This window comes from Caulobacter sp. AVps16 (assembly GCF_058681455.1).
Window position 1 is genome coordinate 566,386 of the sequence record NZ_CM178739.1, and the last position, 26,029, is coordinate 592,414.

General features: G+C 66.5%; 26 protein-coding genes. 14 read left to right on the forward strand and 12 right to left on the reverse strand.

What is annotated here, in order from left to right; all coding sequences use genetic code 11:
* Positions 1-80 precede the first annotated feature (80 nt).
* A complete protein-coding gene (gene cobS / locus ACW17U_RS02750) occupies positions 81-1,091 on the reverse strand; it encodes a cobaltochelatase subunit CobS (RefSeq protein ID WP_062148498.1) in 1,011 nt (336 codons plus the stop codon).
* A 129-nt stretch (positions 1,092-1,220) separates the two neighbouring features.
* Positions 1,221-1,679 (reverse strand): RcnB family protein, encoded by a 459-nt coding sequence (locus tag ACW17U_RS02755; RefSeq protein ID WP_492054756.1) that lies wholly within the window; start codon positions 1,677-1,679, stop codon positions 1,221-1,223.
* Between the two features lie 146 nt (positions 1,680-1,825).
* Here ACW17U_RS02755 and ACW17U_RS02760 point away from each other — a divergent pair, with 146 nt between their 5' ends.
* Positions 1,826-2,557, forward strand: a complete 732-nt coding sequence (locus tag ACW17U_RS02760; RefSeq protein ID WP_492054757.1) for a phosphatase PAP2 family protein — start codon at positions 1,826-1,828, stop codon at positions 2,555-2,557.
* Here the strand turns inward: ACW17U_RS02760 and ACW17U_RS02765 are convergent.
* Both ACW17U_RS02765 and ACW17U_RS02770 read right to left on the reverse strand, forming a co-directional pair.
* The gene (locus ACW17U_RS02765) at positions 2,541-2,981 is read right to left on the reverse strand and encodes a hypothetical protein (protein WP_492054758.1); all 441 of its coding nucleotides are present in this window, start codon (positions 2,979-2,981) and stop codon (positions 2,541-2,543) included. The two genes, ACW17U_RS02760 and ACW17U_RS02765, sit on opposite strands and share 17 nt — an antisense overlap.
* An 83-nt stretch (positions 2,982-3,064) precedes the next feature.
* On the reverse strand, positions 3,065-3,715 hold the full coding sequence (locus ACW17U_RS02770; protein WP_062148487.1) for a J domain-containing protein: 651 nt from the start codon (positions 3,713-3,715) through the stop codon (positions 3,065-3,067).
* Positions 3,716-3,773: 58 nt separating this feature from the next.
* Between ACW17U_RS02770 and ACW17U_RS02775 the strand changes: the two genes are divergently transcribed.
* The 3 genes from ACW17U_RS02775 to ACW17U_RS02785 all read left to right on the forward strand — a co-directional run bounded on the left by ACW17U_RS02775 (position 3,774) and on the right by ACW17U_RS02785 (position 8,610).
* Positions 3,774-4,046: a BolA family protein gene (locus tag ACW17U_RS02775; RefSeq protein WP_492054759.1), complete on the forward strand. Its 273-nt coding sequence runs from the start codon at positions 3,774-3,776 to the stop codon at positions 4,044-4,046.
* Between the two features lie 167 nt (positions 4,047-4,213).
* Positions 4,214-4,636: a cytidine deaminase gene (cdd, locus tag ACW17U_RS02780; protein WP_492055781.1), complete on the forward strand. Its 423-nt coding sequence runs from the start codon at positions 4,214-4,216 to the stop codon at positions 4,634-4,636.
* A gap of 275 nt (positions 4,637-4,911) precedes the next feature.
* Positions 4,912-8,610 carry a TonB-dependent receptor domain-containing protein gene (locus ACW17U_RS02785; protein ID WP_492054760.1) on the forward strand — a complete coding sequence of 1,233 codons (3,699 nt, stop codon included), beginning with the start codon at positions 4,912-4,914 and terminating at the stop codon, positions 8,608-8,610.
* A 273-nt stretch (positions 8,611-8,883) separates the two neighbouring features.
* Here the strand turns inward: ACW17U_RS02785 and ACW17U_RS02790 are convergent, their stop codons facing one another.
* On the reverse strand, positions 8,884-9,252 hold the full coding sequence (locus tag ACW17U_RS02790; RefSeq protein WP_062148478.1) for a response regulator: 369 nt from the start codon (positions 9,250-9,252) through the stop codon (positions 8,884-8,886).
* A gap of 208 nt (positions 9,253-9,460) precedes the next feature.
* On the reverse strand, positions 9,461-10,747 hold the full coding sequence (locus ACW17U_RS02795; protein WP_492054761.1) for an HlyC/CorC family transporter: 1,287 nt from the start codon (positions 10,745-10,747) through the stop codon (positions 9,461-9,463).
* Between the two features lie 95 nt (positions 10,748-10,842).
* On the opposite strand from ACW17U_RS02795, the gene ACW17U_RS02800 reads away from it, so the two are divergent.
* Both ACW17U_RS02800 and ACW17U_RS02805 read left to right on the forward strand, forming a co-directional pair.
* On the forward strand, positions 10,843-11,184 hold the full coding sequence (locus ACW17U_RS02800) for an ArsR/SmtB family transcription factor (RefSeq protein ID WP_492054762.1): 342 nt from the start codon (positions 10,843-10,845) through the stop codon (positions 11,182-11,184).
* Positions 11,181-12,107 (forward strand): SRPBCC family protein, encoded by a 927-nt coding sequence (locus tag ACW17U_RS02805; protein ID WP_492054763.1) that lies wholly within the window; start codon positions 11,181-11,183, stop codon positions 12,105-12,107. The genes ACW17U_RS02800 and ACW17U_RS02805 overlap by 4 nt, the downstream gene beginning before the upstream one ends.
* 4 nt (positions 12,108-12,111) lie before the next feature.
* Here the strand turns inward: ACW17U_RS02805 and aroB are convergent, their stop codons facing one another.
* Both aroB and ACW17U_RS02815 read right to left on the reverse strand, forming a co-directional pair.
* Entirely contained in the window at positions 12,112-13,224 is a 1,113-nt protein-coding gene (gene aroB, locus ACW17U_RS02810) for a 3-dehydroquinate synthase (protein WP_492054764.1), read from the reverse strand.
* The gene (locus tag ACW17U_RS02815; protein WP_084746024.1) at positions 13,221-13,790 is read right to left on the reverse strand and encodes a shikimate kinase; all 570 of its coding nucleotides are present in this window, start codon (positions 13,788-13,790) and stop codon (positions 13,221-13,223) included. Before ACW17U_RS02815 ends, aroB begins: the two co-directional genes overlap by 4 nt.
* 105 nt (positions 13,791-13,895) lie before the next feature.
* Between ACW17U_RS02815 and ACW17U_RS02820 the strand changes: the two genes are divergently transcribed.
* The 4 genes from ACW17U_RS02820 (at position 13,896) to ACW17U_RS02835 (ending at position 17,369) form a co-directional block, all read left to right on the forward strand.
* On the forward strand, positions 13,896-15,350 hold the full coding sequence (locus ACW17U_RS02820; RefSeq protein ID WP_492054765.1) for a hypothetical protein: 1,455 nt from the start codon (positions 13,896-13,898) through the stop codon (positions 15,348-15,350).
* The gene (locus ACW17U_RS02825; protein WP_492054766.1) at positions 15,347-16,258 is read left to right on the forward strand and encodes a site-specific tyrosine recombinase XerD; all 912 of its coding nucleotides are present in this window, start codon (positions 15,347-15,349) and stop codon (positions 16,256-16,258) included. The genes ACW17U_RS02820 and ACW17U_RS02825 overlap by 4 nt, the downstream gene beginning before the upstream one ends.
* Positions 16,259-16,353: 95 nt before the next feature.
* On the forward strand, positions 16,354-16,575 hold the full coding sequence (locus ACW17U_RS02830; RefSeq protein ID WP_492054767.1) for an alkylphosphonate utilization protein: 222 nt from the start codon (positions 16,354-16,356) through the stop codon (positions 16,573-16,575).
* A gap of 68 nt (positions 16,576-16,643) precedes the next feature.
* The gene (locus ACW17U_RS02835; protein ID WP_492054768.1) at positions 16,644-17,369 is read left to right on the forward strand and encodes a hypothetical protein; all 726 of its coding nucleotides are present in this window, start codon (positions 16,644-16,646) and stop codon (positions 17,367-17,369) included.
* Positions 17,370-17,373: 4 nt separating this feature from the next.
* On the opposite strand, the gene ACW17U_RS02840 is transcribed toward ACW17U_RS02835, so the two are convergent.
* Together ACW17U_RS02840 and ACW17U_RS02845 are read right to left on the reverse strand one after the other, a co-directional pair.
* Positions 17,374-18,030 (reverse strand): hypothetical protein, encoded by a 657-nt coding sequence (locus ACW17U_RS02840; RefSeq protein WP_492054769.1) that lies wholly within the window; start codon positions 18,028-18,030, stop codon positions 17,374-17,376.
* Positions 18,027-18,344 carry a PadR family transcriptional regulator gene (locus ACW17U_RS02845; protein ID WP_062148457.1) on the reverse strand — a complete coding sequence of 106 codons (318 nt, stop codon included), beginning with the start codon at positions 18,342-18,344 and terminating at the stop codon, positions 18,027-18,029. Before ACW17U_RS02845 ends, ACW17U_RS02840 begins: the two co-directional genes overlap by 4 nt.
* Positions 18,345-18,455: 111 nt before the next feature.
* On the opposite strand from ACW17U_RS02845, the gene ACW17U_RS02850 reads away from it, so the two are divergent.
* Positions 18,456-19,457 (forward strand): aldo/keto reductase, encoded by a 1,002-nt coding sequence (locus ACW17U_RS02850; RefSeq protein ID WP_492054770.1) that lies wholly within the window; start codon positions 18,456-18,458, stop codon positions 19,455-19,457.
* 119 nt (positions 19,458-19,576) lie between these two features.
* A complete protein-coding gene (locus ACW17U_RS02855; protein WP_492054771.1) occupies positions 19,577-21,211 on the forward strand; it encodes a glycosyltransferase family 4 protein in 1,635 nt (544 codons plus the stop codon).
* A gap of 18 nt (positions 21,212-21,229) precedes the next feature.
* On the opposite strand, the gene ACW17U_RS02860 is transcribed toward ACW17U_RS02855, so the two are convergent.
* Positions 21,230-22,198 carry a winged helix-turn-helix transcriptional regulator gene (locus ACW17U_RS02860; RefSeq protein WP_492055782.1) on the reverse strand — a complete coding sequence of 323 codons (969 nt, stop codon included), beginning with the start codon at positions 22,196-22,198 and terminating at the stop codon, positions 21,230-21,232.
* A 104-nt stretch (positions 22,199-22,302) separates the two neighbouring features.
* Here ACW17U_RS02860 and ACW17U_RS02865 point away from each other — a divergent pair, with 104 nt between their 5' ends.
* Both ACW17U_RS02865 and ACW17U_RS02870 read left to right on the forward strand, forming a co-directional pair.
* Complete coding sequence (locus ACW17U_RS02865) at positions 22,303-23,526, forward strand: acetyl-CoA acetyltransferase (protein ID WP_492054772.1); 1,224 nt, start codon at positions 22,303-22,305, stop codon at positions 23,524-23,526.
* Between the two features lie 79 nt (positions 23,527-23,605).
* Positions 23,606-24,397 carry a DUF1295 domain-containing protein gene (locus ACW17U_RS02870; protein ID WP_492054773.1) on the forward strand — a complete coding sequence of 264 codons (792 nt, stop codon included), beginning with the start codon at positions 23,606-23,608 and terminating at the stop codon, positions 24,395-24,397.
* A gap of 116 nt (positions 24,398-24,513) precedes the next feature.
* On the opposite strand, the gene ACW17U_RS02875 is transcribed toward ACW17U_RS02870, so the two are convergent.
* Positions 24,514-25,965 carry a carotenoid oxygenase family protein gene (locus ACW17U_RS02875; RefSeq protein ID WP_492054774.1) on the reverse strand — a complete coding sequence of 484 codons (1,452 nt, stop codon included), beginning with the start codon at positions 25,963-25,965 and terminating at the stop codon, positions 24,514-24,516.
* Positions 25,966-26,029 lie beyond the last annotated feature (64 nt).

Consider the following 26,029-nt stretch of genomic DNA (forward strand, 5'->3'; position numbering starts at 1 on the left):
ACGCTCTGACCCGCACCTCCCAAGCAAAACGCCCGCCTCTTGCGAGACGGGCGTCTGGAAGTCGCGGTGAGAGGCGGCCCCTAGGCCACCTTCACCCGCGCCGCGCTTTCCGGAAGATCCACCCCGAACGCGCGCTGGAAGAACTCGGCCACGGTCGGGCGTTCCAGTTCATCGCACTTGTTCAGGAAGGTCAGGCGGAACGACAGGGCGATGTCGCGATCGAAGATCTCGGCATTCTGGGCCCAGGTGATCACGGTCCGCGGGCTCATGACGGTGGAGATGTCGCCGTTCATGAAGGCGTTGCGGGTCATGTCGGCGACGCGGACCATGGCCGAGATCGTGCGCTTGCCCTCGACGCTGTCAAAGGACGGGTTCTTGGCCAGAACGATGGCGGCCTCGACGTCGTGTTCCAGATAGTTGAGCGTCGTGACGATGCTCCAGCGGTCCATCTGGCCCTGATTGATCTGCTGGGTGCCGTGATAGAGGCCCGTGGTGTCGCCCAGACCGATGGTGTTGGTCGTCGAGAACAGCCGGAAATAGGGATTGGCGCGAATGACGCGGTTCTGGTCCAGCAGGGTCAGCTTGCCGCCGGCCTCGAGCACGCGCTGGATCACGAACATCACGTCCGGGCGACCGGCGTCATACTCGTCGAACACCAGGGCGATCGGGCGCTGCAGCGACCAGGGCAGGATGCCCTCGCGGAATTCGGTGATCTGCTTGCCGTCCTTCAGGACGATGGCGTCCTTGCCGACCAGGTCGATGCGGCTGATGTGGCTGTCGAGGTTCACGCGGACCAGCGGCCAGTTCAGGCGCGCGGCGATCTGCTCGATATGGGTCGACTTGCCGGTGCCGTGATAGCCCTGGACCATGACCCGGCGGTCATGGGCAAAACCGGCACAGAGGGCCTTGGTCGTTTGCGGGTCGAATCGATAGGCCGGATCGATGTCCGGCACATGGCTGTCGCGATGGCTGAAGGCAGGAACCTTCATGTCGCTGTCGACGCCGAACGCGTCGCGGAGCGTCACCCACTTGTCGGGGACCAGGGTGATCAGGGGATCGACGGCGGAGCTGGTTTCGGCGAACTCGGGCATGTCTACCCGCTTAACGCCTTGACGTGGGGGAGGGGAAGAGCAGAGGCCCCATGATCTTCAAAAAAGACGCGGCAGGGTCAACGCCCCGGACGGCGGAGCCATCCGGGGCGACGCGCAAGACTGCCAGACCTAGTTGTTGGCAATGATCACTGCGGCGATCAGACCGGTGGCGATGGCGGCCATCACATACTGGTCGTCCACACGCTGCCAGCGATAGCCGCGCGGCGGGGTGCGCAGGCCGTGGCGGTGATAGTCGGCGACATAGTAGCGGCTGTCGCGATAGCGGGCGTCCAGGCGCTGGCCATAGGCCCAGCGGCGATACTCACGATAGTCGCGGCGGTCGTGCCGGTAGTCGGCGCGGTAGTCGCGGCGGCTATCACGATAGTCGCGGCGGTCATCCCGGCGATCGCGGCGATCGTCGCGACGGTCATCCCGGCGGTCATGGGCATAGCGGTCGTCGCGACGGTCATCGTACCGGCTTTGCTCGTAACGACCGTTGTCGCGGTCATCATAACGTTGCGGCGCTGCGGTTGCGGCGGTCCCGGCCAAGAGCGACAGGGCGAGAGCGGTGAGGGCAAGGCGCTTCATGGCGGTCTCCTTTTCGATGTCCTCACCCTAGGGAGGGGCATGTGGCCCCGACATGAACGGCCATGGTCAGTTCCTGTTCATGTTCGATCATGTTCCCGCAGAGCGCTCCGGCGGGAGCTTCGCGCGCCGGGGCGCGTTCTGGCGTGATGATCCTGTCCTTGAATGCTTCGGCCCGGCGCGGCTTTGCCGTGCTGGTCAGGACGGCCCGGCGCGACCTGGGGGCGAGCCTCGCCGTGCTGGTCGCCACCCTGGGCTTGCTGGCCTTTCTGGCGATCGCCGACGCCGTGTCCGAGGGTGAGACCGAAGCCCTGGACCGGGCCATCCTCATGGCCCTGCGTCAGCCCGGCAGGTCACATGACCTGATCGGGCCTCACTGGCTGGCTGGCGCGGCGATGGACATCACCGCCCTGGGCTCGTTGACGGTTCTGGCCCTGCTGATCCTGCTGGCCTGCGCGATTCTGGCGGTGCTCCGGCGCTGGGGACAGGCCCTGCTGCTCCTGATCTGCGCGGGCGGGGGTCTGGCGCTCAGTCAGGGCCTGAAGGCCGCCTTCGGTCGGGAGCGGCCCGGCCTGGACTATCGGGCCCTCGAGACGATCAATGCCAGCTTTCCGTCCGGCCACGCCCTCTTGTCAGCGGTGGTCTTCCTGACGTTCGGGGCCATGACCGCCCGCTTCGCTCAAGACCGGAGACTGAAGGCCCTGGCCCTGGGCACGGCGATCGCCCTGTCGCTTCTGGTCGGGATCAGCCGAATCTATCTGGGCGTACACTGGGCCAGTGATGTTCTGGCCGGCTGGAGCGTGGGCGCAGCCTGGGCCATGGTCTGCTGGCTGGCGGCTTTCGTCCTGACCCGCTGGCGGAGTCTCAGGCGACCGGCTTGACCTTCGGACGCCAGGCCAGTTCGGCCGAGGTCCAGGCCGCGCCGGCCAGATCGACGATCCCCAGGATGATCCAGTGCCGCGGCAGGTTTCCGGTCAGGACCAGGGCCCCGATGACAATGGGCGAGGCGCAACGCAGGGCCACGGAGGCGCGCATATAGGTCCTCTGACCTGTCCAGCCGGCCACATGATAGGCGAGGGAATAGGCGATCAGCATCAGGCCGAGCATCCGCGCCCAGGGCTCGGCGGCGGCCTCGAGCGGCGCGTGGAAGAGCTGGGCCGTATGATAGGGGGCCACGGCCAGGGCCACACCGGCGGCCGACATCAGGTTGCCCCAGAACCAGATGCTCCAGGGCTTGCCAAAGGGCGTCGGCGTCACCGGGGTCGGCGCGGTCGCGAGGCTGGGCCCCGAATCGGGGTCGGTCATGATCTGGCTGTCCCTCGCGCCCGTCCCGCCGAGCGCGCGAGGAGAATGGCGGCAGGCGGCGGTCGCCGCAAGGGCCCCTGTCCCTAGGTGGTCAGTCCGGCCTTCTGCAGCGTCTTGTAGGCCTTGATCACCCGCTGCAGCTTGTGCTCGGCACTGCGGTCCCCGCCGTTGACGTCCGGGTGGCAGCGCTTGAGCAGTTCCTTGTACTTGGCGCGAATCGTTGCCGCGTCGGCTCCGCCGTCGAGGTCGAGATCGGCCAGGGCGGTGCGTTCCAGCTTGCCCAGATGACGGTCGGCCGCGGCACGCTCGGCCTCGGCCTTGCGCTGCTGGGCCCGGAACAGGCCGAACGGGTCGGCGATGTGGCGGGCGTCGCGTGCGGCCATGGCGGCGGCTTCGCGAGAACGGCTGTCGGCCTTGAAGCTCCAGGTGGGCCGGCCGCCGGTGACCTTCTCGGTCTCCTGCTCGGCGCGGATCTGGGCCTCGTTCATGCCGGCGAAGAAGTTCCAGTTCTTGTTATATTCGGCCGCGTGCTTCTGGCAGAACCAGTAGTGCTCGTTGGGCATGTTGCGCGCCTTCGGAGCCCTGGCGGATCCGGCCAGGCGGCAGTCGGGATGGTCGCAGCGCTTCTCCCCCGGCTTTAGGCCCAGGACGTCAGGCTGCGCGCTCTCACCCTCCTTGGGGGGGCGGACACGGATGTCAAAAAACTTGGGTCGGTATTCGAACTCACGGCTCATGACGCCTAGAGTAAGCCGCAGCTATTTGTGTTCAAGGATTGACATGCAAGAGAGCGACATGAGCAGCGTATCAGACACCATTCGAGGCAAGCTCGAGGCGGCTTTTTCGCCCTCCAGGCTCGACCTGAAGGACGAGAGCGACCGCCACCAGGGCCATGCCGGCCACACCGGTCGCGGCGAGAGCCATTTCAACCTCGTGATCGAGGCCAAGGCCTTTGCGGGCAAGGGCCGCGTGGCCCGTCAGCGCATGATCTACCATGTGCTGGCCGAAGAGCTGGCGGGCCCTGTTCACGCCCTGTCGATCGTTGCGACGGCACCGGACGAAGGCTGAGGCCGGCCGTCCGGTTTTGGCTTGCGCGCCGGTCCCGCGACTGATTGCCTCTGCCCCCGGCGCGAGCAGGCCGGGCGGGGTTTTGCGACCCTGATTCTGGACCTGGAGCGCGACGGAGCCGTCATTTGGCCCGCTCGATCCTGTCCGAAGCCGACATGAGGGCCGCCATGACCGTGGAAGAAACCGTCGAGACTCTTGAAGCCAGGGCCGCCGCCGCCCTGCCGGCTCTGCTGGCGAGGGCCTATGCCCGCTATTCGAACTTCACTGTCGCCGCGGCCGTCATCGACGAGGCCGGCGAGGTGCATCTGGGCGTCAATGTCGAGAATGCGGCCTATCCCTCAGGCACCTGCGCCGAGCAGACCGCGATCGGGGCCATGGTCACGGCCGGTGCCCGGCGAATCAGCAAGGTCCTGATCGCCGCCGGGTCCAATGCCGTGGTGCAGCCCTGTGGTGCCTGTCGTCAGCGGATCGCCGAGTTTGCGACGGAGGGCTGCGAGATCGTCTCGGTCCAGGATGGAGCCCCGACGAAGCGGGTGGCCTTCTGGGACCTGTTGCCCGAGAGCTTCGGGCCGCGGGATCTGGATGGCTAACAGCGCGGGCCTTCTGCCTCGGGTCGGTCATACGCCGGGTCACCGGGATGCCCGCTGACCGGTGCTCCAGGCCCAATGTCTGGGCGGGATTCATGGCGCGCCTGTTTTGTGGCCAGAAAGATACATTCTTGGCGGATTTGTGTCGTGATTGTGTCGCGAGCCATTGGCTTTCTGATCAGTGAAGCTAGGTTCGCCAATCCATGTTTTGGGAATTGTCCGGCACGCATTTCGCCGCGCGTCAGTTTCTGCGTCACAAAGGGGGGGCCTTGAGCACCATGAATAAGACTTTCTTGCTGACTGGTTCGATCTTGGCCGGCTTTGTGATGGCCACGCCTTTTGCCGCCATGGCGCAGACCAAGCCCCTGGAGCCTGCAGCTGTCGCCGAGCCGGCTACGGTCGCCGAGGTGATTGTCACGGGTTCGCGCATCAAGCGGCCGCAGTTCGACGGCACCATCCCGGGCGTTCAGGTCACCAAGGAAGAAATCATCCAGCGTGGCTTCAACAACGCCTTCGACATCGTGCTGAGCCAGCCGCAGGTCGGTTCGGGCGCCAGCCCGTACGGCAGCAACGGCGGTCAGACCTCGAGCCTGGGCAGCGCCTTCGCTGACCTGCTCGGTTTTGGACCCCAGCGCACCCTGACCCTGGTCAACGGCCGCCGGATGGTGTCGGGCAACGCCGCCACCCTGTTCGTGTCGGGTAACTCCGCAGGTTCGCAGGTCGATATCGGCGCCATCCCCGCCCAGATGATCGAACGGGTCGACACCCTGACCGTCGGCGGCGCGGCCGCCTACGGTTCGGACGCCATCGCCGGCGTCATCAACTACATCATCAAGGACAAGTACGAAGGTGCCGAAGTGCGCACCGCGATCCGTACGACGGACAAGGGCGATGCCAATCGCTACAGCTTCAACGCGATCTTCGGTACGAACCTGCTGAACGACCGAGCCAACCTCGCGGCCTCGTTCGAATATACCAAGACCGACGCGCTCTATGCCGACAAGCGTCCGTGGATCATTGACACCGCCACGGCGGTGACGAACGCCTTCAACGGCTCGGTCCGCAATACCAGCTTCTCGCCGACCACCATCATTGACGTCGCCGGCCTGAACAACGGTGCCTTCCGGCGCACGTCGGATGACGGCATGCCGTCGACCGCCTACACCTACGGTGCCCGCAACGCCCTGCAGTGGCCGTCGGGCGTGGCCTTCTTCCCGTCGTCGGCTACCGGTACCTGCCCGCAGGGGATCGTGGGCGTGGTGGGCTGCATCAACGGCGGCGGTTCGGTGGCCTTCGTGTCCAGCACCAGCCAACTGGCTCCGGGCATCCCGACCGGCAACGGTCTTTACAGCACCACGGCCGCTTCGGGCACCTTCCCGAACTTTGCCCCGACCTCACTGCCGACCGGCGTCACCGCCGCCGCCGTGTTCGCGCGCTATGGCGTGACCGCGCCTGCGGGCCTGAGCGCTACCCAGCTGACCACGCTGGCCGTCAACGTGCTGCAAAGCAAGCTGCCGACCCTGCGCGAGTATCTGGCCCAGAACCCGAACACCGACATCAATCTGATCGTCGGCTCGCTCTATTCGAACATCCCGCGCGTGGCCAATACCGACCCGGCGACGCGTAACCTGTTCCCGTTCATCGCCCGTCCGGTGCGGTTCAATGACAATGGCGAGGCGGTCAACTATTCGTTCGCCAATATCGGTGCGACGCAACAGGGCACGGTCAGCGCCGCGCCCGGCACCAAGGGCATCGACGCCAGCCGCTACAACCTGATCCAGAATGCCCAGAAGCGTAAGGTCGCCACCCTGTTCGGCACCTTCGACCTCACTGACAATGTGACGCTCTATTCGCAGAACATTTTCTCGAAGATCACGACGTCCCTGCCGCGCCAGTCGGCGTCGTCCAACGCGGTCACCTCGACCGCAATCGAGACGTCGGGTCTGGTGCTGAGCGCCGACAACCCGTTCCTCAGCGCCTCCTCGCGCCAACTGCTGATCTCTTCGGGCGCGGTCAACAGCGTCAACAACTTCATCATGGCCCGTTCGAACCAGGACATCCTGGGCGATAACCCCATGAGGGGTCAGACCGACACCACCAACCTGGTGCAGGGGGCCAAGGGCGACTTCGACCTTCTGGGCCGTAACTGGTCGTGGGATTCTTCCTACACTTGGGGTCGCTCGACCGGTCGCGTTGACTTCCAGGGCATCAAGGACGTCGAGTATGGGCTCGCGATCGACGCCGTTCGCGACGGCAGCGGCAACATTGTCTGCCGCGCCAAGACCAATCCGGCGCTCTATCTCGGCAAGACCCCGGCTGGCGTCTCGGTCAACCTGGTCGACCAGCTCCAGCCCAGCGGCATCATCGCCAAGCAGCCGTTCACGCCGGTCGTCACCCAGTCGATGATCGACAGCTGCCAGCCGCTGAACCCGTTCGGCTTCGGTCAGATGTCGGCGGCGGCCAAGTCCTATGTCACCGCGCAGCAGTATTTTGCCTTCGAGAACACCCAGACCTTCCTGCAAGGCTCGGTGAGCGGCGATGTGTTCGAACTGCCGGGTGGTCCGGTGGGCGTGGCCCTGTCGGCCGAACGTCGTACGACCGAAAACGACTACGGCGTCGACGAAATCTCGCAGTACGGCCGCACGCGCTCGGCGGCGATCGCGCGCACCCAGTATGAGACCAATGCCGAGGAGTACGGCGTCGAGCTCAATATCCCGCTGCTGGGGGGTGACTTCAGCCTGCCGTTCGCGCAGCGCCTGGAACTGAACCCGGCGATCCGCTGGTCCAAGCAGTCGGGTAAGGCCCCGAGCTTCATCAACGCGCTCGGGAAGACGATCAATCCGAAGTACGACGGTGATATGTCGAAGATCTGGTCGCTGGCCGCGACCTTCCAGCCGATCAAGGACATCGCCTTCCGCGGTAACGTGACCCGTTCGCTGCGCCAGCCGGACGGTGTTGAACTGTTCCTCGGTGGCCAGCCGGCGTTCACGACTCCGGCCGATCCCTGCACCGTGGGCAACATCGGTTCGGGCGTGAACCCCGCTGCGCGTAAGGCCAACTGTATCGCAGCCGTCAAGGCCGCCGGTTACGCGACCAATGACACCGATGCCCTGAACTTCCTGAACAGCTTCACCCCTCCGGCTCAATCGCTGCTGGGCGCGCGCTTCGGCAATATGGGTCTGAAGCCCGAGCGGGGCGAAAGCTGGACGGCTGGCGTCGTTCTGGAGCCGCGGTTCATCAAGAACCTGAAGATGTCGGTCGACTATGTCGACATCCAGCTGAAGGATCAGCTGAGCCGCGTGTCCTTGGATCAGCTGACGGCCTACTGCTATGACTCGGCGGCCTATCCGAACAACATCAGCCAGTTCGGTACCAACACCTGCGACTCGTTTGCCCGCTACACGACCGGTACCGAACCTTCGACGACCACGCGCTTCGCGCTGAAGGACGGCTGGAGCTCGACCTACCTCAACCTCGCCCAGACCAACCTGCGCGCGGCCAATGTGGTGGTGAGCTATCGCAAGGATGTGGCTGAACTGCTGGGCAGCGACAGCGACTGGGGCCGTATCTCGGTCAACAGCAACCTGTACCGGATCCTGGAGTCCAGCTTCAGCGGTACCGGCCTGCCGGCCGACACCGAGCAATACCTCGGTTCGATCGGCACGCCGCGCTGGCAGACCAGCACGACGATTGCCTACAGCCTGGACAAGTTCTCGACGAGCCTGAACGTCGGTACCGTGAGCGACACCATCCGCTTCAACGGTGCCACCCCGGCCACGATCGAGCAGAACGCCTACCTCACCCGCAAGGGCTACGAGGTCTACAACCTGTACTTCAGCTATGACGTGACTAAGGACGTTGAAGCGCGCTTGAACGTCAACAACGTCGCGAACAAGCGCTTCGAAGACCAGCGCGATGGCGCGATCTACAGCTCCGCTGGCCGGACCTGGCAGATGTCGGTCAACGTCCGCTTCTAAACCTGGCGCGGCCGGGCGGGGACCGAAAGGCCCCTTGCCCCGCCTCACCGACTGAAGAGGCCCCTCGCCATCCAGGCGAGGGGTCTTTTTCATGGCGGATGGTCATCGCAAGGGGTGCGGTAGAGCCCGCCGTCAGTCACGGCAGGGTTTGTGGGATGAAGACGGCTGGACCGCGATGCGCTGTTCTGGGGCGATAACAGTCGCCCGGGCTTTGGGTCAGGCCTTCAGGCCCTCTTCGGGCCCGGTGATCGTTTCACACTCGGCGCGGGCTGCTCAGTCGATCTGGTCGGCCAGAGTTTCCAGCACGCGTCGAAGATCGGTCTCGCGGAAGGGCTTCTGCAGCACCAGTGATCCCCGGTGGCTTTCCGACAGGCCGGCTGCGCCGTAGCCACTGGCGAAGGCGAACGGCACGCCGCGGGCCTTCAGGGCGTCGGCGACCGGAAAGATCGGCCGGCCACCCAGATTGACGTCCAGGAGGGCGGCGTCCATCTCGGCCGAGCCGGCCAGGCGCAGGGCTTCCTCGAGTTCCGCTGCAGGTCCGATCACCGTGCAGCCCAGGTCGCTGAGCATGTCCTCGACCAGCATGGAGACCAGGGCTTCGTCTTCGACCACCAGCACCCTCAGTGTGGACAAGGACTTCATGCCGCCAACTCCGTAGCGTTCTGCGAGGACCCGCAGAGAGGCTCAAGGCAAGGCTAGCACAGGTCAGCCGGCTGTCGCGGGACAGTTGCGGCGGTCATCCATTTTTCACCGGCAAGGGTTTGGCAGTCCGCGCACGGATCACGGCGGTTTCGGTGTACCGCAACGGGCCTGGGCGGCCCTTGCCCCAAAGCGTTGCCGCGCTCCGCCGTCAGACCTGGACCCCTTCGTCCAGCTTGGCGCTGATGCGCAGGGCGGTGATCTGGTTCCTCTGCCGACGGAGGACCTGAAACCGGTGCTGGTAGAAGATGAAGGTCTGGCCAGGCTCCGGAATGGTCTGGGCTTCGTGGATCACCAGGCCGGCGATGGTCACGGCCTCGTCTTCGGGAAGGCCCCACTCCATGGCGCGGTTCAGGTCGCGAACCGTCACGTCACCGTCGACATTGACCGACCCGTCCAGCTGTCGGCGCACCCCTTCGACGCTGGTGTCGTGCTCATCGTCGATCTCGCCGACGATCTCCTCGAGAATGTCCTCCAGGGTCACCAGGCCCTGCAGGGCACCATACTCGTCGACCACCAGGGCGAAGTGGCTCTTGCGCTTGAGGAAGGCGTTCAGCTGGTCCTTCAGATTGGTGGTGTCGGGGATGAACCACGGCTCGCGCAGGATGGCGGCGATATCGAGGGCGTCGATGCCACCCTCCGATTCCGCCAGGGCCCGCAGCAGGTCGCGGGCGTGCAGCACCCCGATGATGTTGTCGGGATCGTCGCGATAGAGCGGGATGCGGGTGTGCTGAGCCTCCAGGGCCTCGGCCACCAGCTCGCGCGGTGACAGGTCGGCGTCGCACATGACCATCGACTTGCGGTGGACCATGATGTCCGAGACGTCCATGTCGGACAGGTCCAGCACCCCGCCCAGCATCCGGCGGTCGCCGCTTTCGACCAGGCCTTCGGAGTGGTGGTATTCGACCGCGCCGCGGATCTCCTCGTGTGCGGCCAGCACGTCGACGGCCATGTCCAGCTTGACGCCGAACAGCCGCAGGGTGCGGCGCACGATCCACTGGATCGCATAGATGATCGGTCCGAACAGTCGCACTACCAGCAGGGTCGGGCCCGACAGGAAGCGCGCCACGTCGTCGGACTTCAGGATCGCCAGGGTCTTGGGCAGCACCTCGGCGAAGACCAGCACCATCACGGTCATGACGGCGGTGGCGACGGCCACGCCCCAGGGGCCCGGTATGGCGGCGGTCAGCACCTGGGTGGTCAGGGCGGAGGCCAGGATATTGATCAGGTTGTTGCCCAGCAGGACCGCCCCGATCATCGTCTCCTGATCCGAGAGCAGCTTGTTGACCCGCTTGGCGGGGCGGTCGCCCTCGCGCTCCAGCTGGTGCATCCGGGCGCGACTGGCGGCCGTCAGCGAGGTCTCGGCGGCCGAGAACAGGGCCGAAATCGCCAGCAGGGCGAGAACGATGGGGGCAAGGCCCAGGAGAGCAGCGATCATGGCGGTGTTCTACGCCAGGGTGGTCCATTGGAAAACTTAGTCGACTGGCGAAGTTTTCACTTTTGCGGATCGCGGAAGATGCAATAGTTAGCAGAATGGCTAAGCATGACCCCGATCTTTCACGGCGATTCCACGCGCTGGCCGATCCGACCCGCCGGTTGATCCTGACCCGGCTGGCCGAGGGGCCGGCCAAGGTGACGGATCTGGCCGGTCCCACCGGGCTGCGACTGCCGACCGTGATGCGGCACCTTTCCGTGCTGGAGGCGGCCGGGCTGATCGCCACGTCCAAGGACGGACGGGTCCGCACCTGTGCTTTCGTGCCCGAGGCCCTGGACCCCCTTCGGACATGGCTCGACGAGCAGCGAGCCGGTTGGGAGGCCCGCCTCGACCGCCTGGACGCCTTTGTGATGGCTGTGATGAAGGAGAACGACACGTGACACAGACACTTGCCGCCGACGGGGTGATCGGCGGGGCGGGGGATGACCGCCAGGGGCGCTTTGCCACCCTGACCTTCGAGCGGGAGGTGGCCGCGCCGGTCTCGGTGCTCTGGAAGGCCTGGACCGACCCGGCGGCGCGGGCCGTATGGGCGCCGCCCGCGCCCTCGGTGACGGTGCAGTTCCTGGAGGCCGACACCCGGGTCGGCGGCCGCGAAATCTCACTGTGCAAGGTTGAGGGTCAGCCCGACATCCGCTGCGAGAACGGCTGGCTGGTGCTGCAGTCCGAGACGCGCAGCGTCAACTCCGAGGTCATCTCGTCGGAAGGCGTGACCTTGTCTGCGGCTCTGGTCACCGCCGAGGTGTCGGCCGCCGGTCCGCACAGCCGGCTGAGGGTGACAGTGCAGCTCGCTTCGCTGGCCGAGGACATGGAGGCCGGCTACCGCCAGGGGTTCAGCGCGGGTCTCGACAATCTGGCCGGCGTCGCCGAACGGACCATGCTGTTGCAGCGGGTGATCAGGGCACCGCGATCCGTCGTATGGGGCAGTTGGATGAACCCCGACACCCTACCGCAATGGTGGGGGCCGGACGGTTTTTCCTGCCGCACGACAAGGATCGATCTGCGGGCCGGCGGCGAGTGGCTGTTCGACATGATCGGGCCGGATGGGACAGTCTTCCCGAACCACCATCGCTATGTCGCGGTCGAGCCCGAGACGCGGATCGGTTATGAGCTGCTGTGGGGTGAAAACGGTCCCAAGCACGCCGACGCCTGGGCCACGTTCGAGGATCAGGATGGGGCGACGAAGGTCACCCTGGGCATGGTGTTCAGCTCGACCGCAGAGTTCCAGGAGGCCAAGGGTTTCGGTGCCGTCGAGCTGGGGCTGCAGACCCTGGGCAAGCTGGAACAGTTCATCCTTACGCGCTGAAGGCCTAACCCGCCGCCCCGTCCTCAATCAGGAACGCCCTGAGCGCCGCGCGATCCACGTCCTTGGCCACGAAGGCGTCGCCGATGCCGCGCACCAGCACAAAGGTCAGCATGCCGCCCTCGGCCTTCTTGTCCTGGCCACAGTGGGCGATCAGGGCGTCGGCGGCGAACGGCTCGGGCCGAACGTCGCTCATGCGGGTGGGCAGGCCGGCGGCCTTGATGGCGGCTTCGGCGCGGACGGCGTCCTGGCTGGAGCACAGGCCCTGGCGCGCCGAGAAGCGGAAGGCCTGGGCCATGCCGACCCCGACGGCCTCGCCGTGCTTGAGCGCGTCGCCGAAGCCCATCTCGGCCTCGATGGCGTGGCCGAAGGTGTGGCCGAGGTTCAGGAGGGCGCGGCGACCGGCTTCCTTCTCGTCCTCGGCGACGATCTCGGCCTTCATCTCGACACTGCGGCCGACGGCGCGGTCCAGGGCCTCGACCTCCCGCTGCAGCACCGAGGCGACATTGGCCTCCAGCCATTCGAAAAAGGCGAAGTCGCCGAGCAGGCCGTACTTGATGATCTCGGCATAGCCGCAGGCCAGTTCGCGGGCGGGCAGGGTGGTCAACACGTCGAGGTCGGCCAGCACCAGGCGCGGCTGGTGGAAGGCCCCGATCAGGTTCTTGCCGCGCGGGGTATCGATGGCGGTCTTGCCGCCCACCGAGCTGTCCACCTGGGCCAGCAGGGTGGTGGGGATCTGGATGAAGTCGATGCCGCGCTTGTAGATCGCGGCCGCAAAGCCGGTCAGGTCGCCGACAACCCCGCCGCCGAAGGCGATGATCATGTCGCCGCGCTCCAGCCCAAGGGCCAGCAGCTGATCGGACAGGTCGGCCAGACCTTCGAAGCTCTTGGTCTCCTCGCCGGGCGGCACCACGATCATGTCGACTGCGACGCCTGCCTTGAGCAGGGCCGCCGACAGTCGCGCGCCATGGTGCTCGCCGACGATGGAGTCGGTGACCACGGCGGTGCGCCGGCGCTTGAGCAGGGGGGCGATCAGGTCGCCGGCCCGGTCGATCAGACCTGTCCCGATCATCACGTCATAGGTGCGGTCGCCCAGGCCGACGGCAACGGTGCGGGTCATGGCTGAAACGACTCCTGGTCCAGACGGTTACGCAGGGCCGCGATCACGGCGTCCACCGCCACGGCGTGCGGCGTGTCGCCGGTCTGGACATGAACATGGGCCTGGGCATAGGCGGGATAGCGGACCTCGGCCAGTTCGGTCAGCACCTCGACCGGGTCGCGGTTCTTGAGCAGGGGGCGCGTATCCTTGCGACCCACCCGGCGGGCCAGAAGCTCGATATCGGCCTTCAGCCAGACCGAAATGGCGTTCTGATTGATTAGGGAGCGGGTCTCGTCATTGATGAAGGCCCCGCCGCCGGTGGCCAGCACGTGCGGCGGCTCCTCGAGCAGCCGCGCGATCACTCGGCGCTCGCCATCCCGAAAGGCAGCCTCGCCCAGTTCGGCAAAGATCTCGGCAATCGAACGGCCGGCGGCGCTTTCGACCTCGTTGTCGGCGTCGCGGAACGGCATGTCCAGCGCCTGGGCCAGGCGGCGTCCCACGCTGGACTTGCCCACGCCCATCAGGCCCACCAGCACGATGGTGCGGTGGCGCAGGGGTTCATTCGGGTTGGCGGTGTCGTCGGTCATGATGCGGTCGCGGGTTTACACGAGGCTTGGCCCAAGCGCCAAGTTAAGCTGAACCCGGTTTTGCTGACGGTGGTGTTGGGTCATAACTGGAGCATGAAGTCTCGCATGCGTTTGCACTCTCACCGGGCCGTTGTGCCGTTCCTCGTTCTGCTGCTGGCGGGCGGCGCTGCGCCGGCCTTCGCCCAGGTCCAGGTGCAGTCCCTGGCCGCGCCGGACCTGTTCTCGACCCCGGCCGCCCAGACCGATCTTGGACCCGATCTCTGGAAGGACACCGCGCCGGATATTGCTCGCGACGTGCTGCCCCGCCTGGCGGCCCGGCCCCTGTCGCCGGCCTTCGCCGATCTCGCCCTTCGGGTGCTGGCGACCGGCGCGACCGGACCCGCCGGGCTCGGCAATGATCCGGACCTTGCCGCCGCGCGGGCCATGGCCCTGATCGCCCTTGGCGAGGCCCGCGGCGCTGACGCCGTTCTTGACCGTGCGCCCGGCCTCGCCGGCAGCGCGGCCCTGTCCCTTGCTGCAGCCGAGGCGGCCCTGATCAAGGGCGACGACGACAAGGCCTGCCGCATCGGCGACACCCTGACGGTAGATCGCGGGGCCGGCTACTGGTTGCGGCTGCGGGCCTTCTGTCAGGCGCGGGCCGGTCAGGCCGACGCCGCCCAACTGACCTTTTCCCTGGCCCAGCAACAGACCCGCGATGCAGACTATGCGCGCCTGATGGGGGCGCTGCTCGCGGGCTCCGGCGAGGCGGGGCCGGCCAATCTGCGCAATGGCGTCAACTATGCCCTGTCGCGCAGGCTCGGTCTGGACATCCAGGCGGCGGCCGGCACGGCGTCCTCGGCGCTGAAGCCCGTGCTCCGCGCGCCGAGCGATCTTTCGGCGGGCCTGGCCGGGGCGGATCTGACCGCGATCGAGACCTCGGACCTGGCCTTCCTGCGCCAGGCCAAGGGCCTGGCGGCCTTCATCGAGGCAGCGCGAACGGCCTCGACCTCGATCAGGGTCCTGGCCCAGGCGGATGCGCCCCTGCGCGATCCGGTCCTGTTTGCCCGCGCCGCCCTGGCCGCCGGCGACCTGACCACGGCCCAGGCCATTCGCGCGCGCCTGACCCAGGATCAGATCCCCGGGGCGACGATCACCGACCTCGCCCTGCTGGATGCCCTGATCGCCGCCGCCGGCGGCAAGGCCGACAACCAGGTCCTGGACCGTCTGGTCGAATTGGGGGCCCAGAACGGGGTCAAGTCTCCGGCCCAGCCGGCGGCCCTCCTGTTTGCGGCCCTCGGGGGATCCATGAGCGCCCAGGCGCGAGGCCAGTTCGCCAGTTTCGATGTCGGCAAGCCGGCCGGCTCGACGGCCAGGCTGATGTTGCTGGATGAGGCGGCGACCGCCGGGATCAAGGGCGAGGCCGCCTTGCTGGCCCTGGCGGTGGCGGCGGATGCCGGCGCGGCCGGACCCGGTCCGGCCGACCGGGCCCGGATCGCCAAGGCTTTTGGCCGGGTGGGTCTGGCCGGTGATGCCTGGGCTGTGGTGGTCGAAGGCCTGCTGGCCCTGCAACTCGCCCGATGAGCGCCGCCGGCTGGGTCGACGCCTTTCTCGAGATGATGGCTGTCGAGCGCGCCGCCGCCCGCAATACCCTCACGGCCTATGGCAAGGATCTGGACGACGCGCGGGCCTGGCTGGCGAGAGTGGGCGGTGATCTGGATGTCGCCCCGGCCGAGACGATCGAGGCCTATTTCCAGAGCCTGGGTGCGCGGGGACTGTCTCCGGCCACCGCGGCGCGGCGACGCTCGGCTGTGCGCCAGTTCTACCGCTTTGTTCTGGAGGAGGGCTGGCGGGCCGATGATCCCTCGCGGCGGGTAGCGGCCCCCAAGGCCGGGCGGCCCCTGCCTAAGGTGCTGTCGCGCAGCGAGGTCGAAGCTCTGATCGCGGCGGCGACGGATCGGGACGGCGGCCAGGGTCTGCGCCTGGCCTGCATGATCGAACTGCTCTACGCCTCGGGCCTGCGGATTTCCGAGCTCCTGGCCCTGCCGCTCAATGCTCTGGCCCGGGATCCGGCCTTCCTGACGGTGAAGGGCAAGGGCGGCAAGGAGCGGCTGGCACCCCTGAATCCGCCGGCCCGGACGGCGGTGAAGGCCTATCTGACCGCCCGGCCGCAGTTCCTGCCCAAGGGGGCCAAGGACAGTCCCTGGCTGTTTCCGTCCCGTTCGGCGGCCGGTCGGTTGACGGCGCGCCGGGTGTCGCAACTGCTGGAAGAGGCAGCTATCGCCGCCGGCATCGACCGCGAAAAGGTCAGCCCCCACGTCCTGCGCCACGCCTTCGCCACCCACCTGCTGGAGGGAGGTGCCGATCTGCGGGTGATCCAGACCCTGCTGGGCCATGCCGACATCGGCACCACCCAGATCTACACCCATGTGGCCGGCGACCATCTGGCCCAGGTGGTTAGGACCAAGCATCCGCTGGGGCGGAAGGATTGAGCGTCGCCTTGCGCAGGATCTCCGGGCCCTCTAGGAAGCCCCTGCATTTTGTGTGGGTTTCAACCTGACGCCCCGCTCCTACCCAAGGCTCCCCCATGTCGGACGAAACCCGCGACAGCAACGGCACCCTTCTCGCCGACGGCGACAATGTGACCCTGATCAAGGACCTCAAGGTCAAGGGCTCGGGCGGCGTCACGCTGAAGCGCGGCACCCTGGTCAAGAATATCCGCCTGACCGGCGATACTGACGAGATCGAGGCCAATGTCGAAAAGGTTCGCGGCCTGGTCCTGCGCGTCGAGTTCGTCAAGAAGGCCTAACTTAACCTTGGCTTGCTAGGTCTGGCCTCCAGACAGGCGGAGAACCGCCGGAGGAGGCTGGAAGGCCGATGGTGACGGTGACGACGCAGGCGGGCGCCCTGGCGCTGGCTGCCTATGGCAAGAATGCGAAGGACAAGGCGTTGATCGCGCCGCCCAAGGCGGGCGCAACGGCGGTCGCGACGCCGGCCCCGAACTCGCCAGAGGCCCGGAAGGCGGCTGAATCCGCCGAAGCACTCGTCAAGCTCAAGAAGGAGCTGCGGCTCGGCAAGAAGAACGCCATCGGTGACGCCAAGGGTCGGGCCAGGGCCAGGCTCCAGCAGGTGGTCGACCGGCTGAAGCTGCTGAAGAAGATCTACGCCAATGACCCCAAGGCCATGGCCAAGGCTCTGGCCGCTGCGGCCAAGGAGCTGAAGATGGCGGTCAAGGACTACGGCAAGGCCGCCAAGGAGTCCGGCGAACTCTACAGCCAGGACTTCGCCAACCTTCCGGATGCCGCCACCGATCCTGAAGGGGCCGCCAACGCCCGCAAGACCCTTGAGGACGAGGCCAAGATGGATGCCCAGGGCGACCAGGAGTTCATCCAGATGACCCGTGAGGTCAGCCGGGGCCTGAGGGACGAACTGAATACCGCCAAGACCAAGGGCATCCTGACCCAGCCGGGCAGGTTCGAGCGCTCCGACGAGGTCAAGGAGGCCGAGGAAGAACTGAAGGGTCTCGACAAGATGACCGAGGACCTGGATCAGCAGGTTCGCCAGGACATGCCGCCGGGCAGCCTTCTCAAGCTCGCGGCCTGACCCCTCAGGCCGCCAGTTGCGGCCGCCGGGCCAGCCAGCGGTCAGCGCCGCCGACGGCACCGGCCGCCAGAATGAGCAGGCCGAAGGCCAGGGCGTAAAGCCAGGCCATCTGCGGGTGCACCAGATAAGGGCCTTTCACGGCCGTCATGGCCAGGGCGTTGGCGGTGTTGATCAGCAGCCCCGTTCCGGCTGCGAGGGCCAGGAGCCTTAACCGGCCATGGGCCAGGAACCAGGCCGACAGGGCGAAGGCCAAGGTCATGGCGACCAGGGCGACGACATGCCAGACGGGCAGCAGACCTATGCCCTGCAGCGCCTCCTCGGCGCTATGGCCGCGAAAGATCGGGAAACGGCCCGCCCAGCCGTTCATGCCGTGGGTCTTCAGGTCCTCGATGATGGCCACCCAGTACAGCAGGAAGGCGATGTGGACCCCGGCGGTCAGCACGGTGACGACAGTGACGCCAAAGCGGCCGAGGGCGAGGGCGATGCGCATGGGCGAGATCCTTTGGTGATAGGCGGTCAGGACGCAACCGGCCGCGAAGGCCAGGGCTGCACGGGGATCGTTGATTTCAGACACCTCGGCCTGCATCGCCGCCGTCCAGTCGTGGCGCGGTTCAGGCATGACGGTCGCAGCATGCTGCATCAGCAGGTGGGCGAGGGTCATCGCGTGCCTTCCCATGCCGGGCCCGCCTCATCCACAGGGGCGGGGCTGTCGGCCGCGCGCTGGCGGGCAAGGGCCGCGCCGGCGTCTGTCAGTCGGTAGGCATGTCTGGGCGGCCGACCCGGTTGCAGGGGCTGGCGCCATTCGGAGTCCAGCAGGCCCTGGTCGCTGAGCCGCATCAGCAGCGGATAGAGGGTTCCCGACTTGAGGCCGGTCTGTTTGCTCAGGTCATAGCCGTAGCGCCAGGCCTGGGGCTGCTCCAGGAGCACGGTCAGAAGCGCGCGTGTCTGGCGGGAGATGTTGGGTGGCCGGGTCATGTGGCCATATTCAATATATGTAGAGTTTGAGTCAAGGGGTCGGACGACACCCCCTGACATCGGTCACCGCAGGGCCCATATTGGCATCAACCGGAAAGTTGGAGATGCCCCATGAAGACGCGGAAACTCGGCAACGGCCTTGAGGTCTCAGCCATCGGCCTGGGCTGCATGGGCATGAGCTGGGCCTATGGTCCGGCACCTGACAAGGCGGAGACCTTCAGGGTCCTGGCCCGGGCCGTCGATCTGGGCGTCACCTTCTTCGACACGGCTGAGGTCTATGGCCCCTTCGTCAATGAGGAACTGGTCGGCGAGGGCCTGAAGCCGTTCCGCGACAAGGTCGTCATCGCCACCAAGTTCGGCTTCAAGATCAATCCGCCGGACGAAGCGGGCGTGCGGCGCATGGTTGGGGCCGACAGTCGGCCGGAGCATATTCGCGCCGTGGCCGAGGCGTCGCTGAAGCGCCTCGGCGTTGAGGTGATCGATCTCCTGTACCAGCACCGCGTCGATCCCAATGTGCCGATCGAGGATGTGGCCGGGGCGGTCAAGGATCTGATCGCCGAGGGCAAGGTCAAGCATTTCGGGCTCTCCGAGGCAGGGGCGGCGACCCTGCGCAAGGCCCATGCGGTGCAGCCGGTTGCGGCCCTGCAAAGCGAGTACTCGCTGTGGACGCGCGGCGTTGAGGCCGAGATCCTGCCGACCCTGCGCGAGCTGGGGATTGGTCTGGTGCCCTATAGCCCGCTTGGCCGGGGTTTTCTGACGGGGACCCTGACCAGCGATGCAGGCCTGGCCAAGGATGACTTCCGGCGTGGCCTGCCGCGCTTCCAGGGCGAGGCCCTGAGCAAGAACCTGAGCCTGGTCGAGGCCCTGACCCTGATCGCGGGCGAAAAGGGGATCACGCCGGCCCAGTTGGCCCTGGCCTGGCTGCTGCATCAGGGTCCGGACATCGTGCCCATCCCCGGCACCACCAAGGCCGCCCGGGTGGAAGAGAATGCCGGTGCCGTTGACGTGGTGCTGTCGGCCGAGGACCTGTCGCGGATTGCCGCCGCCGTGCCGGAATCCGCCGTCGAAGGCGAGCGCTACAACGAGATCGGTCTGGCTATGGTCGGGCGATAGTCAATCAGAGGGCCATCGACAGGCGGGGCGACTTTTCCTAACTAGGCAGGGACGTTCCCGGCCTGCAAGCGCCTGCTTGAGACGTCTTGAATCCAGTTGGTCGCAAGCGGTGCCGTTCGATGAGCATGATGAATTTCGCGATCTATTTCGCGGGCGACGGCTATTCGACCGACAAGAAGATCATGGGGCGGCAAAGTGCCGGCAAGGCCCTGATCAAGGGTGTGGCTCGCCGGTGGAAGACTGACGCAGTCTATGGCTACGGGCAACGGGCCGCCGCTCATGTGATGATCGAGCAGTTGAAAGGGGATGGCTATACCGGCTCCCTTCACTGGCAGGATTCAACTGGCCGGCGCATCCTTGCAGAACGGGGCGCGCTCTATATGCCGGGCCCGTTGCCGCAGGATTCCGCTCATGGCCGAAACCTGGTCGGAAGTACGGCCTATAGCCTGGTGGGCGTAACTCATACGCTGTCTTCCGCGAACGCCATGAGGCAGGTCGCTGAGGTGGCCCTGCCGCCTTTCAAGCCCTGGGACGCCCTGATCTGCACCTCCAGTGCCGCCCTGTCCGTCGTCACCAAGTTGCAGGATGAGCTCAAGGCCTGGCATGCCGACAATACCGGAGCCACGCGATTCAACTCGCCCGCCCTGCCGGTCATCCCGCTCGGGATCAATGTGCCGGATTTTGAGCGCAATGACGCTCAGCGGGGCGCCGCGCGCCAGACCCTTGGACTGGGCGCGGACGAGGTCATGTTCCTGTTTGCGGGCCGTATCAGCTTCCACGGCAAGGCCAGCCCGGTCGCCTGCTACCAGGCCCTGGAGGCGGCCTGCCAACGCACCGGCAAGACCCTGGTCTGCGTCGAAGCGGGCATCTATCCCAATGCCGGCGTGCAGAACGCTGTCGAGGAGGCGCAACGGTTCTTCGCGCCCAGCGTCCGGTTTCAGCATGTCGATGGCAATGACAGCGGCCTCTATGACAAGGCCTGGAAAGCCGCTGACGTCTTCGTCTCGCTCTCCGACAACATCCAGGAGACGTTCGGCCTGACGCCGGTCGAGGCCATGGCGGCCGGCATTCCCGTGCTGGTCAGCGACTGGGACGGCTACAAGGACACGGTTCGTGACGGCGTCGATGGCTATCGCGTTCCGGTGACCCTGCCGGCCGCCGGCAGCGGTACGGACCTGGCCATGAATTACGCCCTGGGTCGCGACAACTACGACTACTATATCGGCCGGGTGAGCATGGCGACGGTCGTTGATCTGCCGGCCCTGACCGATCGGGTTGTGGCTCTTGCGGAGAGCTCGGATCTCCGGGAGACCCTCGGGGCCGCCGGCCAGAAGCGGGCCAGGGAAATCTATGATTGGCCGATCATCCTGGGGCGCTATGTCGAGATGATCGATGGGCTTGGGGAACTGCGCAAGGCGGCTGCGTCTACAGCGCCACTGCCCTGGCCAACCCGGCCCGATCCGTTTGAGCTGTTCTCTCACTATCCGAGCCAAGTGCTGGATGAGAGCCGTATTGTCGCGGTTCACCTACAGCGGGCCGAGGCGATCGAGACCTTCCTGGAACTGGGTGTGGCTCGGTATGTGATCGATCCGGTCACCCTGCCGCGGGATACCATTGTCGAGGTCCTCCGGCAGGCCGCGGCGACGCCGAGCACCATCGCCGCGCTGGTTCGGGGAACCCAGGGTGCCTCCCCGACCCGGATGAGAGCGTTCATGTGGCTCTACAAGCTGGGTCTGGTGTCGCTGGTACCATGATGCTGAACGGCCGCTTCGTCAGGCGGTTGGGGCGGACAGGGTCGTGGTTCTGACGCTGACGGCACCGTCGCAGGCGTTGCAGCGCACCGTCGGAACCAGCCTGGCCCCGCAGGCATGGGTCAGGATTTCCGGCGGGCCGGCCTCGCCCGAGAGCCAGCGATCGCCCCAGGCCATCAGGGCGGCAATCAGGGGGAAGAAGTCCCGGCCCTCACGGGTCAGCCGGTATTCCCAGCGGTCGGGCCGGGTCTGGTAGAGCCGCTTTTCGAGCATGCCGCGCTCGACCAGGCGCGACAGCCGGTCGGTGAGAATATTGCTGGCCACCTTCAGTTCGGCCTGGATGTCCTTGAAGCGGGTCAGGCCATAGAAGCTGGCCGCCACCAGGTGGGCGGTCCAGCGGTCGCCCAGAACCTCGATCGACCGCTCGAGCATCGGATGCAGGGTGACGCCGCCGACACCGTCCGAGCCCGGGACATCGCTGGCCCGGCGCGAATGGCGGGCGCGCGGGGCCGGCTCGACCCCGGCACCGGGACCGGGCTGCAGGCTGATGTCCCGCACCTTCACCGGCTCGGAGCAGGCCTTGCAGACCAGGACGGGTCGAAGCGCCTGTCCACAGGGGCTGTGGACAATCTGGTGGGAGGGACAGTCCGGGTCCATCCGCCAGCGCATCTCCCAGCCGAGCAGCATCAGGGCCGAGTCATAGAGGTCCAGGCCCATGGCGGTCAGATGGTATTCATGCCGAGCCGGGCGGGTCTGGTAGGGGCGTCGTTCCAGAATGCCCGCCGCCTCAAGCCGGCCCAGGCGGTCGACCAGAAGAGAGCGGGCCATGCCGCTCATGGCGATGAAGCCGTCAAAGCGGTTGACGCCGTTGAAGGCCGCATAGAGCACCAGCAGGGTCCAGCGGTCGCCGATCAGGTTCAGGGCCCGGGCGGCCGAACTGTTTCGCACGAGGGTCGGCGTCGCGGAGGCGACTGTCGCAGTCTGGACCATGCGGCTTGGTGCGCTGCCCCGCATCGAACTGTCAACGCCGGCCATGGACTCAGGGAAGGTCGCTTGTATAGTCAGACTGACTGGTGACGGCTCGGGAGGCGGCCTTGGTCTATCTATTGGGCGGATGGCAGAGCGATTTCTCAGCCAATTGGAGCCGCCAGGGCCGTGAATTGGTCGATGCCTTTGCCGAGGCGGTCGGCGAGGGTCTGGACGCCGCGCAACTGGATCCTGAAGAGATCGAAACAGGCCATGTCGGCAATTTCGCCGGAGAGCTGTTCGCGGGGCAGGGTCTTCTGGGCGGCATGTTCGGTCAGGTGCATCCGGCCTTTGACGGTCTGCCGACCGCCCGCCATGAAGCGGCCTGTGCCTCGGGCAGTGTGGCCATCCTGGCGGCGACCGCCGAGATCGAGGCGGGTCGCTACGACCTGGCCTGCGTCGTCGGCATCGAGCAGATGCGCAATGTGCCTGGTCAGAAGGCCGCCGAGAATCTGGGCAGCGCCGCCTGGGCCGGTCATGAGTTCCAGGATGCCCGCTTCCTGTGGCCCGCAGCCTTCTCCGACCTCGCCGAGGAATATGACCGCCGCTACGGCCTGAAGTACGAGCATCTGATGGCCATTTCAGAGATCAATTTCGCCAATGGCCGGCGCAATCCCAATGCCCAGACGCGCGACTGGCGGTTCGGGGCCGACGCCTTCACCGAGAATGACGACACCAATCCGGTGGTCGAAGGTCGCACGCGCAAGCAGGACTGCGGTCAGGTCACCGATGGCACGGCGGTGGTATTCCTGGCCTCGCCGGCCCGGGCCAGGGCCTATGCCGACAAGCGCGGTATCGCGCTGGAGAGCCTTCCGCGGATCAAGGGCTGGGGCCACCGGTCAGCGCCGATCAGCTATGCGCGCAAGATCGAGAACAGCCGCCATGAGCCCTATGTCTTCCCGCAGGTTCGGCGCGCCATCCTCGACGCCCGCACCCGGGCCGGGATCGCCGACGACGTATCAGGCATCGACGCGGTCGAGACCCATGACTGCTTCACCGCCACTGAATACATGGCCATCGACCATCTGGGCCTGACCGCGCCGGGCGAAAGCTGGAAGGCCATCGAGGCCGGCGACATAGCCAACGGCGGCCGGCTGCCGATCAATCCGTCCGGCGGCCTGATCGGGGCGGGCCACCCCGTCGGGGCCACGGGTGTGCGCATGGCCCTCGACGCCTTCAAGCAGGTCACCGGCACGGCCGGCGACTATCAGGTGGACGGGGCCAGGACGGTGCAGACCCTGAACATCGGTGGATCCACCACAACGACGGTGAGTTTGGTCGTGGGGCTATAGGTCTCAGGTCCTCCCCCTTCGGGGGGAGGATCTTTTTCGCTGAACCAACCGTATCTGGACGACAATTCTCGGACCCTTCATGACCCCCATCCTCCAACTCCTGGCCGTCAACGCCGCCGTCTCGGCCGCTGCCTTCTTCGTGCTGTGGCTGATCGGCCTGAAGCTGAAGGATGTGAGCTTCATCGACAGCTGGTGGGGTGTGGGCATGGGCCTGATCGCCCTGACCTCGTGGCTGCAGATGGGGCCGACGCCGCACGGCACCCTGCTGCTGATCCTGTGCGCCGTTTGGGCGCTGCGACTGGGCGGCTATCTGCTCTGGCGCTGGCGCAAGAATGGTCCGGATCGCCGCTATGTGACGATGATGGCCCTTGCGGAGAGCGAGCGGAAATGGAGCTTCGCCAAGGCGTCCCTGCTGCTGGTCTTCGCCCTGCAATATGCCCTGCAGTTCATCATCGCCCTGCCGGTCCAGCTGGGCCACGGCTCGGCCGCGCCGCTGGGCACCCTGGCCTTTGTCGGGACCGCCATCGCGGTGGTCGGCATTCTGTTCGAGACCATCGGTGACGCCCAGCTGACCGCCTTCAAGGCCAAGCCGGAAAACGCCGGCAAGGTGATGGACAAGGGGCTGTGGCGCTATACCCGCCACCCCAACTATTTCGGCGATGCCTGCGTCTGGTGGGGTCTGTATCTGATCGCCGCCGGGACGGGCCTGGGTGCCTGGACCCTGCCGGCTCCGATTCTGATGACCTTCCTGCTGACCAAGTGGAGCGGCGTGCCCACGGTTGAGGGCCGCATGCGCCGCAAGCGCCCCGACTATGAGGCCTATGTGCAGCGGACCTCGGGGTTCGTGCCGTGGTTTCCGAAGAAGGTTTAGGTTCGCGAGCGCTGGCCCCCACCGGGTCGCTTCGCGACCGTCCGCCCCCGTAGGGGGCGGATGAATTCATCTTCCCCCTACGGGGGAGGAGCGCGTAGCGCGGAGGGGGCGAGTGGTTACGCGCGCAACAGCGCCCGCCCCGCCCAGACGCTATGCGTCCCGCTGCTCAGCTTGTGGGGCAGGGCGATCCGGCAGACCACCTCGAAGCGCTTGGCGTCGACCAGCACGCACTCGGATGTGCCCTGGTTCTCGTCGATGATGAAGCTGACCAGATAGCCGTCGTCCTCGTCCACCGCCCCGACGCGCGGGGCGAAGGGGGCCTCGCTGGCAAAGCGGCCCTCGGGCAGCTGAATGGACCAGCTCTCGCCGGTCTCCAGGTCGTGCTTGACGAAGCCGTTGAACAGGAACCAGCCGGGCTTGGCGGTGGTCGAATAGGCATAGCGATAGGGCTTGCCGGCATATTGCTGGTTGAACATCCCGAACTCGAGGATGCGCTCGTCCAGATGCCCTTCGGTGGTCTCGCCGGTCTTCAGGTTGAAGCGCCAGCGGTGCAGCTTGGGCCGGAAGCTGTGCTCGTCGAGATAGGCCATCAGGTGGCCGTGGCCGTCGGGGGCGTCCTCCAGCGGGCGCGGCGTCGGGTTTTCCTGAAAATAGCCGTCGAGGACGATCTCGTCGCCGTCCTCATAGGCATTGAGCCAGTGCAGCACATAGGTCGGCGCGGCCTCGAACCACTGCACCGGCCCGCCGTGACGCGGCACGATCCCGAACCGGGAGGGCACGCCCTTGTGCAGGCGCACGGCGTGGATGTCGCGCTCCAAGAGGTTCTGATCCCAGAACACGGGCAAGTCGTTGAGGATCGAATAGTTCTTGGTGAAGGCCATGTCGTGCGGCAGGCGCGGACCCGGCAGATCGATGGCCTGATAGGTGGTGCGCTTGCCCGAGGCGTCGACCACGCCGTAGTGCATGTAGGGGGCGTGCTTGGAATAGTTGAAGAACAATAGCTCGCCGGTGGCCTCGTCGACCTTGGGATGGGCCGAGACGCCGTCCAGCGGGGCCCAGGCGGCGACGCCGAGATTTTCCAGGGTCAGGGGATCCAGCCGATAGGCTTCGCCGCACTGGTAAAAGGTGGCGATGGCCTCGCCGCCATGCACGACGATGTCCGTGCTGCCGGTGTCCTTGAGGCTGCCATGGGCCCCAAAGCCCGGACGCTTGGAGGTGCCCGGCCCGTCGGCCAGACCGCCCCAAAGGCTCTCGCCGGCTTCCTGCTCCGCCTCAAAGCCGCGGGTGCGGATGAAGCGGTTGCGATAGGTCGCCTGGCCGTTGCGGAACTCGATCTGGTGGACCATGCCGTCCCCGTCGAAGGGGTGGTAGCGGCCCAGGGGCGCGTGCACGGGATTTTCCGTGTTGCGAAGATAGACGCCGTCGATGTCGGTCGGGATCGCGCCCTCCAGAACCTCCAGGTCCCAGGCATTGACCTCCTCATGCTGCGGCGTCCAGGCCCCGGTCATATAGGGGTGGTTGGTGTGGCCGAGCGAGGTGCGGACGGGCGGCAGGCGTTCGATCTTCATGGCGGACCTCATGGGAGACCCGCCATCCTACCGCCCGTCAGTCTCGTTGTGCAAGTAAGTCTGG

Coding starts and splice junctions, on each gene's coding strand:
- cobS (WP_062148498.1), bottom strand. CDS start 1,091: ATGCCCGAGTTCGCCGAAACCAGCTCCGCCGTCGATCCCCTGATCACC.
- ACW17U_RS02755 (WP_492054756.1), bottom strand. CDS start 1,679: ATGAAGCGCCTTGCCCTCACCGCTCTCGCCCTGTCGCTCTTGGCCGGG.
- ACW17U_RS02760 (WP_492054757.1), top strand. CDS start 1,826: ATGATCCTGTCCTTGAATGCTTCGGCCCGGCGCGGCTTTGCCGTGCTG.
- ACW17U_RS02765 (WP_492054758.1), bottom strand. CDS start 2,981: ATGACCGACCCCGATTCGGGGCCCAGCCTCGCGACCGCGCCGACCCCG.
- ACW17U_RS02770 (WP_062148487.1), bottom strand. CDS start 3,715: ATGAGCCGTGAGTTCGAATACCGACCCAAGTTTTTTGACATCCGTGTC.
- ACW17U_RS02775 (WP_492054759.1), top strand. CDS start 3,774: ATGAGCAGCGTATCAGACACCATTCGAGGCAAGCTCGAGGCGGCTTTT.
- cdd (WP_492055781.1), top strand. CDS start 4,214: ATGACCGTGGAAGAAACCGTCGAGACTCTTGAAGCCAGGGCCGCCGCC.
- ACW17U_RS02785 (WP_492054760.1), top strand. CDS start 4,912: ATGAATAAGACTTTCTTGCTGACTGGTTCGATCTTGGCCGGCTTTGTG.
- ACW17U_RS02790 (WP_062148478.1), bottom strand. CDS start 9,252: ATGAAGTCCTTGTCCACACTGAGGGTGCTGGTGGTCGAAGACGAAGCC.
- ACW17U_RS02795 (WP_492054761.1), bottom strand. CDS start 10,747: ATGATCGCTGCTCTCCTGGGCCTTGCCCCCATCGTTCTCGCCCTGCTG.
- ACW17U_RS02800 (WP_492054762.1), top strand. CDS start 10,843: ATGGCTAAGCATGACCCCGATCTTTCACGGCGATTCCACGCGCTGGCC.
- aroB (WP_492054764.1), bottom strand. CDS start 13,224: ATGACCCGCACCGTTGCCGTCGGCCTGGGCGACCGCACCTATGACGTG.
- ACW17U_RS02815 (WP_084746024.1), bottom strand. CDS start 13,790: ATGACCGACGACACCGCCAACCCGAATGAACCCCTGCGCCACCGCACC.
- ACW17U_RS02820 (WP_492054765.1), top strand. CDS start 13,896: ATGCGTTTGCACTCTCACCGGGCCGTTGTGCCGTTCCTCGTTCTGCTG.
- ACW17U_RS02825 (WP_492054766.1), top strand. CDS start 15,347: ATGAGCGCCGCCGGCTGGGTCGACGCCTTTCTCGAGATGATGGCTGTC.
- ACW17U_RS02830 (WP_492054767.1), top strand. CDS start 16,354: ATGTCGGACGAAACCCGCGACAGCAACGGCACCCTTCTCGCCGACGGC.
- ACW17U_RS02835 (WP_492054768.1), top strand. CDS start 16,644: ATGGTGACGGTGACGACGCAGGCGGGCGCCCTGGCGCTGGCTGCCTAT.
- ACW17U_RS02840 (WP_492054769.1), bottom strand. CDS start 18,030: ATGACCCTCGCCCACCTGCTGATGCAGCATGCTGCGACCGTCATGCCT.
- ACW17U_RS02845 (WP_062148457.1), bottom strand. CDS start 18,344: ATGACCCGGCCACCCAACATCTCCCGCCAGACACGCGCGCTTCTGACC.
- ACW17U_RS02850 (WP_492054770.1), top strand. CDS start 18,456: ATGAAGACGCGGAAACTCGGCAACGGCCTTGAGGTCTCAGCCATCGGC.
- ACW17U_RS02855 (WP_492054771.1), top strand. CDS start 19,577: ATGAGCATGATGAATTTCGCGATCTATTTCGCGGGCGACGGCTATTCG.
- ACW17U_RS02860 (WP_492055782.1), bottom strand. CDS start 22,198: ATGGTCCAGACTGCGACAGTCGCCTCCGCGACGCCGACCCTCGTGCGA.
- ACW17U_RS02870 (WP_492054773.1), top strand. CDS start 23,606: ATGACCCCCATCCTCCAACTCCTGGCCGTCAACGCCGCCGTCTCGGCC.
- ACW17U_RS02875 (WP_492054774.1), bottom strand. CDS start 25,965: ATGAAGATCGAACGCCTGCCGCCCGTCCGCACCTCGCTCGGCCACACC.